7 protein-coding genes and 2 pseudogenes are annotated in these 12,895 nt (G+C 69.4%); 5 read left to right on the forward strand and 4 right to left on the reverse strand.

Going from position 1 to position 12,895, the window contains the following annotated elements; translation table 11 throughout:
- Positions 1-139: 139 nt before the first annotated feature.
- The 3 genes and pseudogenes from ACFQE0_RS19755 (at position 140) to ACFQE0_RS19765 (ending at position 6,930) form a co-directional block, all read left to right on the forward strand.
- Positions 140-3,474: pseudogene (locus ACFQE0_RS19755) on the forward strand (transglutaminase family protein).
- The gene (locus ACFQE0_RS19760; RefSeq protein ID WP_378972693.1) at positions 3,471-5,999 is read left to right on the forward strand and encodes a circularly permuted type 2 ATP-grasp protein; all 2,529 of its coding nucleotides are present in this window, start codon (positions 3,471-3,473) and stop codon (positions 5,997-5,999) included. The pseudogene ACFQE0_RS19755 and the gene ACFQE0_RS19760 overlap by 4 nt, the downstream one beginning before the upstream one ends.
- 31 nt (positions 6,000-6,030) lie before the next feature.
- The gene (locus ACFQE0_RS19765) at positions 6,031-6,930 is read left to right on the forward strand and encodes a transglutaminase family protein (RefSeq protein ID WP_378972695.1); all 900 of its coding nucleotides are present in this window, start codon (positions 6,031-6,033) and stop codon (positions 6,928-6,930) included.
- Positions 6,931-7,005: 75 nt separating this feature from the next.
- Here the strand turns inward: ACFQE0_RS19765 and ACFQE0_RS19770 are convergent, their stop codons facing one another.
- Entirely contained in the window at positions 7,006-8,709 is a 1,704-nt protein-coding gene (locus tag ACFQE0_RS19770) for a lysine--tRNA ligase (RefSeq protein ID WP_378972697.1), read from the reverse strand.
- Between the two features lie 195 nt (positions 8,710-8,904).
- Between ACFQE0_RS19770 and ACFQE0_RS19775 the strand changes: the two genes are divergently transcribed.
- Together ACFQE0_RS19775 and ACFQE0_RS19780 are read left to right on the forward strand one after the other, a co-directional pair.
- Entirely contained in the window at positions 8,905-9,387 is a 483-nt protein-coding gene (locus ACFQE0_RS19775; protein ID WP_378972699.1) for an SRPBCC family protein, read from the forward strand.
- A gap of 145 nt (positions 9,388-9,532) precedes the next feature.
- A pseudogene (locus tag ACFQE0_RS19780) lies at positions 9,533-9,867 on the forward strand (hypothetical protein).
- Positions 9,868-9,966: 99 nt separating this feature from the next.
- On the opposite strand, the gene fdhE reads toward ACFQE0_RS19780, so the two are convergent.
- From fdhE to fdxH, 3 genes are all read right to left on the reverse strand, one after another.
- Positions 9,967-10,968 (reverse strand): formate dehydrogenase accessory protein FdhE, encoded by a 1,002-nt coding sequence (gene fdhE, locus ACFQE0_RS19785; RefSeq protein ID WP_378972701.1) that lies wholly within the window; start codon positions 10,966-10,968, stop codon positions 9,967-9,969.
- 154 nt (positions 10,969-11,122) lie between these two features.
- Complete coding sequence (locus ACFQE0_RS19790) at positions 11,123-11,845, reverse strand: formate dehydrogenase subunit gamma (protein ID WP_378972704.1); 723 nt, start codon at positions 11,843-11,845, stop codon at positions 11,123-11,125.
- Positions 11,846-11,953: 108 nt separating this feature from the next.
- Complete coding sequence (gene fdxH, locus ACFQE0_RS19795) at positions 11,954-12,880, reverse strand: formate dehydrogenase subunit beta (RefSeq protein WP_378972707.1); 927 nt, start codon at positions 12,878-12,880, stop codon at positions 11,954-11,956.
- Positions 12,881-12,895: the final 15 nt, after the last annotated feature.

Consider the following 12,895-nt stretch of genomic DNA (forward strand, 5'->3'; position numbering starts at 1 on the left):
CTTCGGTCAAGCGGGGCCGGGAGGCAAAGTTCCTGCCGAACAGTTCCGCTTCGACCCCGCACGGAAATTGCTTTGCGGGCGAGCCTTGCCTCATAACCGGGGCGGGTCCGAACCTGCGCGATCCTGAGACGGAGCCGACGTGTCGATCAAAGTCGCCCTGCACCACGTCACGCATTACCGCTACGACCGGCCGATCAGCCTCGGACCGCAAGTGGTGCGCCTGCGGCCCGCGCCGCATGCCCGCACGCAGGTGCCGGCCTATGCGCTGAAGGTGACGCCCCAGAACCACTTCATCAACTGGCAGCAGGATCCGAGCGGCAACTGGCTCGCACGCCTCGTCTTCCCGGAGAAGACCGACGAGTTGAAGGTCGAGGTCGATCTCACCGCCGACATGGCGGTGATCAACCCGTTCGACTTCTTCGTCGAGGACTACGCGCAGACGAAGGGCTTCGCCTACGACCCGGAACTGCGGGAGGAACTCGCTCCCTACCTCGTGCCCGTCGATGCGGACGGACCGGAGATGGAGGCGGTGCTCGCCCGCCTGCCGGAGGAGACCAACACCGTCCTGTTCCTCGTGGCCCTCAACGGGATGATCGCGAAGGAGATCGCCTACGGCGTCCGGATGGAGCCGGGAGTGCAGACGCCCAAGGAGACCCTGACCCTCAAGAGCGGCTCCTGCCGCGATTCGGCATGGCTGCTGGTGCAGGTGCTGCGCCGGATCGGCCTCGCGGCACGCTTCGTCTCCGGCTACCTGCTCCAGCTCGTGCCGGACACCACCGCCGTCGATGGCCCGACCGGGGCCTCGAACGACTTCACCGACCTGCATGCCTGGGCCGAGGTCTACCTGCCGGGGGCGGGCTGGGTCGGCATGGACGCCACCTCTGGCCTTCTGACTGGGGAGGGGCACATCCCGCTGGCCGCCACGCCGCATTACCGCTCAGCGGCGCCGATCTCGGGCCTCGCGGAGCCCGCCGAGACCAAGTTCGACTTCCGGATGAGCATCTCCCGCGTGGCCGAGACGCCCCGCGTGACCAAGCCCTATTCCGAGGATGTCTGGACGGCGATGGACCGGCTCGGCGAGAAGGTCGATGCCGATCTCGTCGCGCAGGACGTGCGCCTGACCATGGGCGGTGAGCCGACCTTCGTCTCGATCGACGATTTCGAGGCGGCGGAATGGAACATCGCCGCCGTGGGGCCGACCAAGCGCGGCTTGGCGGACCAGTTGATCCGCCGCCTTCGCGAGACGTTCGGGCCGGGGGGCCTACTCCATTACGGCCAGGGCAAGTGGTATCCCGGCGAGAGCCTGCCGCGCTGGGCCTTCGCCCTCTACTGGCGCAAGGACGGCAAGCCGGTCTGGCACGACCCCGCCCTGATCGCCCCCGAGGGCGGGACCGGCGAGGCGACGATCACCCAGGCCAAAACCTTCGCGGACGCACTCGCCGCACGGCTCGGCCTCAAAGACTATGTCTTCCCCGCCTTCGAGGACGGCGACGTCTGGGAGAAGAAGCGCACGGACCTGCCGGTCAACGTCACGACCGCAGCCGCAAAATCGGGCTCGGTGGAGTTCGATGCCCGGATCAAGCGGGTCTACGAACGCGGCCTCGGGGAGGCGGCCGGCTATGTGCTGCCGCTGGCGAGCCTGCCCACCGGCAAGGACGGCGATTCGGGCCGCGTCTGGATCTCGGAGAAATGGGAGTTCGGGCGCGGCTACGCCTATCTGGTGCCGGGGGATTCCCCCGTGGGCTACCGCCTGCCGCTCTCCTCGCTGCCCTACGTGCCGCCGGAGCACTACCCCTATTACCAGCCGCAGGATCCGTTGGAGGCGCGCGGCGCCCTGCCCGAGTCCAAGGCCAAGGAGGCGACGGGAACGGGGGGATCCAGGACCGTCACCCCGGCCAACCCCGGCAATCCCGCCAAGACCACCCCACCCGCCAACGGGGCGGGCGTCAGCGGCGTCGCCGTGCGCACGGCCTTGGCCATCGAGCCCCGCGACGGGGTGATCCGGGTGTTCATGCCCCCGGTGCAGCGGGTGGACGAGTATCTCGAACTCGTCGGCCACCTCGAGGCGGTCGCGGCCGAACTGAAGCAGCCGATCCATGTCGAGGGCTACGAGCCGCCCTTCGATCCGCGCCTGTCCCTCATCAAGGTCACGCCCGATCCCGGTGTGATCGAGGTCAACGTCCATCCCGCCGCGTCCTGGCGCGAGGCGGTGGACATCACGTCCCGGCTCTACGAGGAGGCGCGCCAGACCCGCCTCGGTGCCGAGAAGTTCATGACCGACGGCCGCCATACCGGCACGGGCGGCGGCAACCACGTGGTGCTGGGCGGTGTCACGCCAGACGATTCGCCGTTCCTGCGGCGGCCGGATCTGCTCAAGAGCATCGTGCTCTACTGGCAGCGGCACCCTCGCTCTCGTACCTGTTCTCGGGCCTCTATATCGGCCCGACGAGTCAGGCGCCGCGCATCGACGAGGGCCGCCACGACGGGCTCTACGAGTTGGAGATCGCGCTGGCGCAGGTGCCCGCGCCCGACACGCCGAACATTCCCCGCTGGCTGGTGGACCGGCTGTTCCGCAACGTCCTGATCGACGTGACCGGCAACACCCACCGGGCCGAGATCTGCATCGACAAGCTCTATTCCCCGGACGGGCCGACCGGCCGCCTCGGTCTCTTGGAGTTCCGCGCCTTCGAGATGCCGCCGGATGCGCGGATGAGCCTCGCGCAGCAGTTGTTGTTGCGGTCGCTCGTCGCGTGGCTGTGGCGGGAACCGCAGGAGGGCGGCTGTGTCCGCTGGGGCACGAGCCTGCATGATCGCTTCATGCTCCCCCATTTCCTCTGGGCGGACTTCCTCGACGTGCTGGAAGACCTCCGCCAAGCGGGCTACGCTTTCGATCCCACGGCGTTCGAGGCGCAGGCCCTGTTCCGGTTCCCGGTCTTCGGCACGGTGGAGCAGGGCGGGGTCAAGCTCGAACTGCGCCAAGCGCTGGAGCCTTGGCACGTGATGGGTGAGGAAGGGACGAGCGGGGGCACGGTGCGCTTCGTCGACAGTTCGGTCGAGCGGCTACAGGTCAAGGTCGAGGGCTTCGTCCCCGGCCGCCACGTCGTCGCGTGCAACGGCCGCCGCCTGCCCATGACGGGCACCGGCCGGGCCGGTGAGGCGGTGGCGGGCCTGCGCTTCAAGGCGTGGCAGCCGGCCTCGAGCCTGCACCCGACCATTCCCGCCCACTCGCCGCTCACCTTCGACATCCTCGATGCATGGAGCGGGCGTTCGCTCGGCGGCTGCCGCTATCACGTCGCCCATCCGGGCGGGCGCAACTACGAGACCCATCCGGTCAACGCCTACGAGGCCGAGGGGCGGCGCCTTGCCCGCTTCCAGACGCACGGCCATACGCCGGGCCGTGTCGCGATGCCCGCCACCGAGGTGAGCGCCGAGTTCCCCTTGACCCTCGATCTACGGACACCCGCACCCCGATGAGTGCGGCGCTCGCGATCGGCATCGATCCGGGCGAGGCCATCGGTCAGCGCATCGCGCGCTGGACCGCGCAATACCGCACGAGCCCCGGCCTGCCCGACGAGTATCTCGGGCCGGACGGGCACCCGCGCGAGGTCTGGCGCCGCCTGCTGGAGCGGCTGGGCGGCCTGACCGAAGCGGAGATCATGGCCCGCTTCGTCTCGGCGGAGCGGCACATCCGGGATGCGGGCATCTCCTTCCGCATCGCGGGCGACCAGCGGGAGCATCCCTGGCCGCTGGGGGCGATGCCCCTGGTGATCGAGGCGGAGGAGTGGCGCGACCTCTCCGCCGGGCTGATCCAGCGGGCCGAATTGATGGAGGCGATCCTCGCCGACGTCTACGGGCCGGGGGATCTCGTCGCGACGGGCCAGCTTCCGGCAGCGATCGTCGCCGGAAACCCCGAATTCCTTCACCCGCTCCACGGCGTGGCGCCCCCCGGCGGCCACCATCTGCGGCTCTACGCGGCCGACCTCGCCCGCGGCCCGGACGGACGGTGGCAGGTGCTGGCGGACCGGACCCAGGCCCCCTCCGGCCTCGGCTGGGCGCTGGAGAACCGCATGGTCCTGGCGCGGACCTTCCCGGACTTCTTCCAGGACCTGCAGGTCGAGCGCCTGCCCACCTTCTTCCAGGCGTTTCGCAACGGGCTGGCGCTGGGGGCCGAGCGGGCCGATCCGCGCATCTGCCTGCTGACCTCCGGCCCCTACAGCTCGACCTATGTCGAGCAGGCGGCGCTCGCCCGCTACCTCGGGTTGATGCTCGTCGAGGGCGACGACCTCGTGATGCGCGACGGGCGGCTGCACGTGCGCACCGTCTCGGGCCTGAAGCGGGCCGATGCCCTGTGGCGGCGGATCGATGCCGACTACCTCGACCCGCTCGAACTGAATCCGGCCTCACGGCTCGGCGTGCCGGGGGTGCTGGACGCCCTGCGCAACGGCACCCTCGTGATGGCCAACATGCCCGGCTCGGGCCTCGTCGAATCGGCGGCGCTCGCTCCCTATCTCGACGGCTTGTGCCGACGCCTCCTCGGGGAGCCCCTGCGCCTGTCGCATCCGCGGACATGGTGGTGCGGCGATCTGGAGGGGCTGGCCCATGTCCAGGCCAATCTCGACCGGCTGGTCCTGCGCCCGGCCGCGACGCCCTCGCGCGGGGCCGGGCGGGACGCGCTGCTTGCCCCCTCGGCGTTGGCCGCCGAACGCGCCGCCGTGGTCGACGCCCTGCGCGACCGGCCGTTCGACTATGTGGCGCAGGAGCCCGCGCCGCTCTCGACCATGCCGGGCTGGGAGCGGGGCGAGGAGGGGCTGTACCTCGTGCCCCGCCCGTTCGTGGTGCGTGTCTTCGCCGCCCGCACCGCCACCGGCTGGACGGTGATGCGAGGGGGCTTCTGCCGGATGTCCGAGCGGGACAATGTCGATCCGCTGGAACTGCGGCTCGGCATCCGCTCGGCCGATGTCTGGGTGCTGTCGGACGAGCCGATCGAGGCGCCGCTCATTGGATCGCAGGCGGCACCCCGGGTGCGGCGGCTCGGCGGCCATCTGCCCGCGCGGGCGGCGGACGGGCTGTTCTGGTTCGGCCGCTACGCCGAGCGCGCCGAGGCGGTGACCCGCCTGACTCTCGCCCATCTGCGCAGCTTCGGCGATGCCGTGGGCACCGATATTTCCGGCTCGCCCGATGCGCCCGCCGCCCTGGCGATCCGCGCGCTCCTGGGGGAATGGGCCAGCGTCGCCGCCGCCGACCTGCCGACCGCCCTGCTGGCGCAGCAGGCCCTGTGCGGTCGCGACCAGCCAGGCTCGGCGCGGGCGCATGTCACGGCCGCCCGCCGCAACGCCGCAGCGCTCCGCGCCCGCCTCTCCGGCGAGACGTGGCGGGTGCTGGCCGACCTGTCGGACCTGCTCTCCCTCGATACCGAGCGCGCCTTCACCGAATCGCAGCTCGCCACGCGGGCCGAGCGGACCCTGAGCCACCTCGCGGCTTTGTCAGGGCTCGCCCACGAGAACACCAGCCGGGCCGAGGGCTGGCATTTCGCGGAACTGGGCCGAAGGGTTGAGCGGGCGATCAACACCTGCACCTTCGCCCTGGCCTTCGCCAACGACGAGGCGACGCCGGGTTGCCTCGGGACGATGCTGGCGCTGGCGGATTCGCAGATCAGCTACGGCCGCCGCTACATGCAGGGCGCCGCCCTCGATCCCGTGCGGGACATGGTGCTGCTCGACCCCTACAACCCGCGCTCGATCGCCTTCCAGGTCGAGGCGGTCAAGCGCCATCTCAACGAGTTGCCCGCCCTCGCGGCGGATGGCCTGCTCGAGCCGCATTGCCGCCTCGCGGGCCGTATCCAGGGGGAGCTGCGCCACGGAGAGGCGGCGGATTTCGATGCGGTCCGCCTCAGCGCGCTCAATACCGACCTCGAACGCCTCGCCGACGGCATCGTGGCCCGCTATTTCCCGACCGGGCCGCATGCACCGCGGTCGGAGAAGCTGACGGGGTTGGGCTGATGGCCATCCGCCCCCCGGCCGGATGCGTGGCATGATCTACACCCTGCGGCACCGCACGACCTACCGGTATGGCCGGGCGGTGAGCTTCGCCCGCTGCTCCCTGCGTCTCAAACCGATGGACGGGGACGGGCAGGCCCTGCTGTCGAGCACGGTCACCATCGATCCGAGCCCGGCAACGGCGGTGACCCGGCGCGACTATTTCGGGATCGAGGCCTTGGCGATTACGATCGAGGCGCCGCACACGACGTTCGGCGTCGAGGCCCTGTCGACGGTGCGGGTCGAACGCCGTCCCCCGCCGCCACCGGAGGGTGGCACCCCGTGGGAGGCGGTGCGCGATAGCGCCCTCGTCTCGCGCGACCTGTCAGGGCGGGCGCCGGTGCATTTCCTGTTTCCGAGCGACCGCGTGCCCCTGCTGCGCGAGGTGACCGATTACGCCCGCCCGAGCTTCGCCGCCGGGCGCAGCGCCTACGGCGCGGCCCATGACCTGATGCGGCGCATCCGGGCGGATTTCCGCTTCGATTCCAAGGCGACGAACGTGCACACGCCGCTGGCCGAGGCCTTCGCCGGCCGGGCCGGCGTCTGCCAGGACTTCGCCCATGTGATGATCGCCGCCTTGCGCGGCATGGGCCTTCCAGCGGCCTATGTCAGCGGCTACCTGCGCACCGTGCCGCCGCCCGGCCAGCCGCGCCTGCGCGGCGCCGACGCGAGCCATGCCTGGGTCGCCGTCTGGTGCGGGAACGCGTGGCACGGGCTTGATCCGACCAATTCCTGCGCCGTGCAGGACGACCACATCACCGTGGCCCAGGGCCGCGATTACGGCGACGTGGCCCCCATCGACGGCATCGTCACCGGCTCAGGCCGCCAACGCCTCAAGGTCGAGGTGGACGTCATCCCCGAAACCGAGATGCAGGATCTGGCACTGGTCGGGTGAGGGGCGAGCCGCCCCCGACCCCCGTCATCGCGAGCGCAGCGAAGCAGGGACGAGGAAGACGGCGTCGCGGGTGAGTCAGGTCGACGGGTGTGAAGTCCCCACGAAGGCTTGGTGCTCGGCGATCAGATCGCCCGAGAGCGCCTTGGCGATGAGCGCGCGGGTCTCCTCGACGCCGTAAAGGGCGACGAAGGAGCCGAAGCGCGGTCCGCGCGCCTCGCCGAACAGCACATTGTACAGGCTCGTGAACCACGCCTGCGACACGCCGGGCCGCCCATCCGGGCTCTTGGCCTTGCCAGACAGGTCCGGGAAATGCCGGCGCCCGACCTCGTAGACCGCCGCCTGCAGGGCTTCCGGGTCGGTCGAGCCGAGATGCTCACCGAGCACGGTGTGAAGGTCCTCCAGCGCCGCCCGCTCCTCCGGCGTCGGCTCCCGGTAGGTCTTGGCCGGGCGGACGAAATCCGAGAAGTACTTGAGGGCATGGCCGACCAGCCGGTCGAGACCCGGATGGCTCTCCGGCCCGACGCTGGGCGCATAGCGGCGGATGAAGCCCCACAGCACCGCCGGATCCTCGGTGTTGGCCACGGCCGCGAGGTTGAGGAGCATGGCGAAGGTCAGGCTCGCGCCCTCGACCTTTTCCGGCTCCGGCGGGTTGCCCGCGTGGAGATGCCAGACCGGGTTGCCGAGGCGGTTCTTCGGATCCTGCCCCGCATAACGGTCGAGGAAGCCGATATACTCGTCGACATGGCGCGGGATCACGTCGAAGAACAGTCGCTTGGCCTCGCGCGGCTTGTTATACATGAACAGCGCCAGCGAATCCGGCGTTCCGTACTTCAGCCATTCATCGATCGTCAGGCCATTGCCCTTCGACTTCGAAATCTTCTGGCCCTTCTCGTCGAGGAACAGCTCGTAGTTGAAGCCCTCCGGCGGCTCGCCGCCGAGCGCGCGGGCGATCTTGCCCGAGAGCTTCACCGAGTCGATCAGGTCCTTGCCGGCCATCTCGTAATCGACGCCGAGCGCCACCCAGCGCATCGCCCAATCAGGCTTCCATTGCAGCTTGGCATGGCCGCCCGTCACGGGGGTCTCGTAGGCCTCGCCCGTCGCGGGGTCGCGCCAGACGATGGTGCCCTTGTCGGCCCGCACCTCATCGATCGGCACCTGCATCACGTGGCCGGTGATGGGGTGGAGCGGCAGGAAGGGCGAGTAGCTCGCCGAGCGCTCGGCGCGCAGCGACGGAAGCATGATCTCCATCACCGCGTCGTAGCGTTCCATCACGCGCATCAGCGTCGCGTCGAACAGGCCTGCGCGGTAGCACTCGGTGGCCGAGCGGAATTCGTAAGCGAACCCGAACGCGTCGAGGAAGCGGCGCAGTTCCGCGTTGTTGTGCGCCCCGAAGCTGTCATGGGTGCCGAACGGATCGGGCACCTTGGTCAGCGGCTGGTTGAGATGAGCGGCCAGCAACTCCCGGTTCGGCACGTTGTCCGGCACCTTGCGCAGGCCATCCATGTCGTCCGAGAAGGCGATCAGCCGGGTGGGCACGCTGTCCCGCGTCAGCACCCGGAAGGCGTGGCGCACCATGGAGGTGCGGGCCACCTCGCCGAAGGTGCCGATATGCGGCAGGCCCGAGGGACCATAGCCGGTCTCGAACAGCACCTCGTTCTTGCCGAGTTTCTCAAGCCGGGCGACGAGCTTGCGCGCCTCCTCGAAGGGCCATGCGGCGGCGCTGGCGGCGGCCTCGATCAGGCCGGGGTCGAGGGTGAGGGCGGGCGGGGCGGCGGCCATGATGTCCGGGTTCGAGAGGATTCGGCAGGGTGGGGGAAGACGCTCCCATACCGGGAAACGTGACGCGGCGGAACGCCTTCGGTCGCGGATCAGCCCGAACCCCATTGCCGGAGCAGAGAATTCACCTACGTCAGCCCCGGCCAGAGAAAGCCCCGCGGCCTGCGCCGCGCATTCAAACGGACGGAGACTGCCTGCATGTTCATCCTCAACCGCCGCACCCTCGCCATCGCGGCTCTCGCCCTCACCGCCGCCGCCCCGGCCCATGCGATCGACCTCGAGCGGTCGACCACCGTCGCGGCGCCCCCGGCCAAGGTCTGGCAGACGATCGGCGATTTCTGCGGCATCGGAAACTGGCATCCGGCCGTCGAGAAGTGCACGCCCTCCGAGATGGACGGCAAGAAGGTCCGCCTGCTGAGCCTGAAGGGCGGCGGCGCGATCAAGGAAGAGCAGCTCTCCCGCGACGACAAGGTGATGAGCTACACCTACACCATCCTCGAGAGCCCGCTCCCGGTCTCCGACTACAAGTCCACGCTCTCGGTGGCCCCGGACGGGCAGGGCTCCAAGGTGACCTGGACCGGCAACTTCAACGCCAAGGGCGCCCCGGACACCGTCGCCAAGGACGCGATCCAGGGCATCTACGATTCCGGCCTGAAGGCGATCGCCGACAAGTCGAAGTAAGCCTGCGGCCGGTCGCGGCCCGCCGCTCCGCTTCGGCGGGGAGGGCGGGCCGCGCCTCGATCGACCCAGGCCACGCCTCGATTGACCCAAGGCCACGCTCGGCTCACAACCCGTTCGCTGCGTCGGCGCATCCCGGCGCGAAGGAATGACAGCCGTGGCCGCGTCCCGTTTCTGCCTCGTCCTGATCGCCGCCGTCGCCCTCGCGGGCTGCCAGTCCTCGGCGAAGGTGCGCGAGCCCATCGTCCCCGTCGGCGGCCCGCCCGCGCCGCCCGTGCTCCCCACGGGCACCGGCTGCGGCCCCGAGATCGCCCGCACCCGCGCGATCGTCGCCAGCGACGTGGCCACGGAGAACCTCAACAAGGCTGTTGGCGACCGGTTCGACGCGGATCTCGCGCGCGCCGCCGAGACCTGCGCCGCAGGCCGCGAGGGCGAAGCCCGCGGCCGCTCGCCGCCGCCAAATCGCGTTACGGCTACCGGTAGGTATTGGACAGGCGAATACCCCATCCTCGTCCTCATCCGGAGGTGCTGCGAAGCAGCCTCGGATGAGGGCGAGAGTGGGATGATCGCCGGACGTGTTCGTTACACCACGAACAGCAGGTTCAACCCTGCACGCCTGAACCCCTCCTCGGTGATCTTGAGATCGAGTCCGTAGGAGGCGATGTCGTCGGCCAACGGGTCGAGGGCCGGGGCGCGGTGCTGGTGCAGGTGTTTCAGGTAGCTGTGGCAGGTCGAGCAGGTCTCGACCTGCACGTCCTTCGACACTTCGTCGATCCCGTAATAGCTGACGCCCTCGCCGTCGCCGCAGGCGGTGCAGCGGATACGGACGTGATTCCAGAGCGTGCCGCAGAGCGAGCAGCTGAGGTAGCGGGCCTTGTCCGCCGGGGTCCACGAGACGATCACGCTCGCCGTCGGCGCACCGCCGCAGCAGGGGCAAACGCCGTCCGCCACCGGCTTCAGGGCCTTGGCGTCGAGCCGCGCCGCCCGGCGGGCGAGGCAGACCTGCAAAGCCGCCGAGACGAACAGGCACTCCGCCACACGCTCCACGGGGATCGCCCCCTCGAAGACCTGCACCGCGAGGTCGAGGCGATCCTCCCTCGACGCCGCACGCAGGGCGGCCTGAGCAGCCCGCGCCTCTTCCGGCGCCGCCGCGAGGTCGAGGGCGTGGAGCAGACCGTCGAGGGCGTCCTGAAAGCTCGGATCGGCCTCGATCACGTGTCGCGAAAGCGGCGGCATGCCGTGCTCGACACGCACCGCCCGTCCCGCCTCGTCCGGATCGGTCACGTCCCAGCCAGCTGTGGCGCGCTCGGCCTCGACCACGCCTTGCGCACGGGCGACCTCGGCCACGAGGCGCAGATAGGCTTCCAGCGGGTGGCCCGGCGCCAGGGCGAGCAACCGCTCGGCCCGTGCCTGGAACAGCGATCCCGGCTCCGGCAGGCGCACGAAGGGCACCGAGCCGGAAATGCCGATCTTGTCGGGATCGGGCTTGATCTCGTCGAAGGACTTTTTCTGGGGCGCGGGCACGACGTCATCTTTCGACGCCGTCTCAGACGCCTTGGCGCCGCGCTTGAAGAACCGAACCACGGGTGAAACCTTCTCGTCTCGTGTCCGCGCAAGACAGTTCGTCCGTCATTGCGAGCCTCAACGAAGCAATCCAGGGCGGCGCGACATCGAAGGACGTGGCGCTTCCCTGGATTGCTTCGCTGCGCTCGCTATGACGGCGAGGGGAGGGAAGTCCCTACGACCCCCGCTTGTCGACCGGGCCCTTGCGGACGTTGCCGCCTGCGAGCTGGCGGAACCACTTGCGGTGGTGGCGATAGGCCCAGCCGCCGGTGACGGTGCCGCGGACCATGGCCCGGCCGGTGCCGCGCACCCAGATGCCGGCATAGATGTGCACCACGATGATCGCGATGGCGATGACCGCCGCGAGCGAGTGGGCGAGAAGCGCCCAGCGCTGAGTCTCGATGGTGGTTAGGCCGCCGAAATAGGTGTTCCAGATCATCAGGCCAGAGACGAGCATCACGGCGATCAGGGCGGTCTGGCCCCAGAACACCATCTTCTGCCCGGCATTGTACTTGCCGAGTTCCGGCAGGCGATCCTCGCGATTGGTCACGACGTCGCCGATATGCTTCGTCCACTCGACATCGTCCTTGTTGGGGATGTTGAGCTTCCAGAAGCGCACGAACAGGAACACGAAGCTCACCGCCAGGAAGACGCCGAACCAGGGGTGGATGGCCCGCGTCGCCTGTCCGCCGCCGAACAGGCCGGTGAGCGAGAACAGGTAGGGCGAGAACATCGCCAGCCCCGACAGGGCGAGGAGGGTGAACAGGATCGCGGTGATCCAGTGGTTCACCCGCTGCAGGCCGGTATAGCGCGGAACGTAGATGACCTCCGGCGCGCCGCCCTTGTCGAGGTGGAGCGGGCGGGTCTCGCCATCACGGATGTCGCTGGGAGTGGTCATCGGTTTCACCCGGAAATCATGGGTTTCAAAAGGGAACGTCCCTTTTGCGGGCGCAGGGTCGAACCCTGCGGGATGCCGGAGCGAGCCCCGGCATCCCACCCGGTTTCATCAGTGCGGCCGCGCCTCACCGCCGCCGCGACGGGACTTGGCCATCTCGGCCGCCTCTTCCTCTTCCTCGGGCGCCACTTCGTTCGGACCGGCCGTGACGTAGTGGAAGAAGCCCGCGACCGCCGCGAAGCCCATGGCCGCCAGACCGAACACCTTGGCCCCGCCCTTCCAGAAGGCGACGAGGGGGGAGATCTTCGGATCGTTCGGCAGGCCCGCGTAGAGGCTCGGCTTGTCGTTGTGGTGCAGCACGTACATGACGTGCGTGCCGCCAACGCCGGCCGGGTCGTAGAGACCCGCATGCTGGAACCCGCGGGACTTCAGATCCTCCACGCGCGAATGCGCCTGGTCGATCATCGCCTGCTTCGTGCCGAACATGATCGAGCCGGTCGGGCAGGCCTTGGCGCAGGCCGGAGCCTGTCCCACCGCCACCCGGTCCGAACACAGGGTGCACTTGTACGCCTTGTGGTCGGTCTGGCTGATGCGCGGGATGTTGAAGGGGCAACCCTTCACGCAATAGCCGCAGCCGATGCAGTTCTCTTCGATGAAGTCGACGATGCCGTTGGAGTACTGCACGATCGCGCCCGGGGACGGGCACGCCTTGAGGCAGCCCGGCTCCGTGCAGTGCATGCAGCCGTCCTTGCGGATCAGCCATTCGAGGTTCTGTGTCTCGGGGTTCTCGTACTCGGTGAACCGCATCAGGGTCCACGACTTCGGCGTGAGGTCGTGGGGATTCTGATACGTGCCCGTGTTGACGCCTACGTCATCGCGCAGGTCGTTCCACTCCTCGCAGGCCGATTGGCAGGCTTTGCAGCCGATGCACTTCGACACGTCGATGAGCTTGGCGACCTCCACCTGGCGGCGGATCTCCGGCGGCGTCTCCGTGGAGGCGGAGCGCTGGCGGATGTCGAGGGAGCTGTAGTCAGCCATGATGCATGCTCCCCC

Origin of the sequence: Methylobacterium komagatae, from assembly GCF_042661665.1 — a bacterium.
Taxonomy (GTDB): Bacteria; Pseudomonadota; Alphaproteobacteria; order Rhizobiales; family Beijerinckiaceae; genus Methylobacterium; species Methylobacterium komagatae.

Excerpts from the sequence above, each read along its gene's own strand:
- ACFQE0_RS19765 (WP_378972695.1), top strand. The coding sequence starts at position 6,031 with ATGATCTACACCCTGCGGCACCGCACGACCTACCGGTATGGCCGGGCG.
- ACFQE0_RS19775 (WP_378972699.1), top strand. The coding sequence starts at position 8,905 with ATGTTCATCCTCAACCGCCGCACCCTCGCCATCGCGGCTCTCGCCCTC.
- ACFQE0_RS19770 (WP_378972697.1), bottom strand. The coding sequence starts at position 8,709 with ATGGCCGCCGCCCCGCCCGCCCTCACCCTCGACCCCGGCCTGATCGAG.
- ACFQE0_RS19790 (WP_378972704.1), bottom strand. The coding sequence starts at position 11,845 with ATGACCACTCCCAGCGACATCCGTGATGGCGAGACCCGCCCGCTCCAC.
- fdxH (WP_378972707.1), bottom strand. The coding sequence starts at position 12,880 with ATGGCTGACTACAGCTCCCTCGACATCCGCCAGCGCTCCGCCTCCACG.
- ACFQE0_RS19760 (WP_378972693.1), top strand. The coding sequence starts at position 3,471 with ATGAGTGCGGCGCTCGCGATCGGCATCGATCCGGGCGAGGCCATCGGT.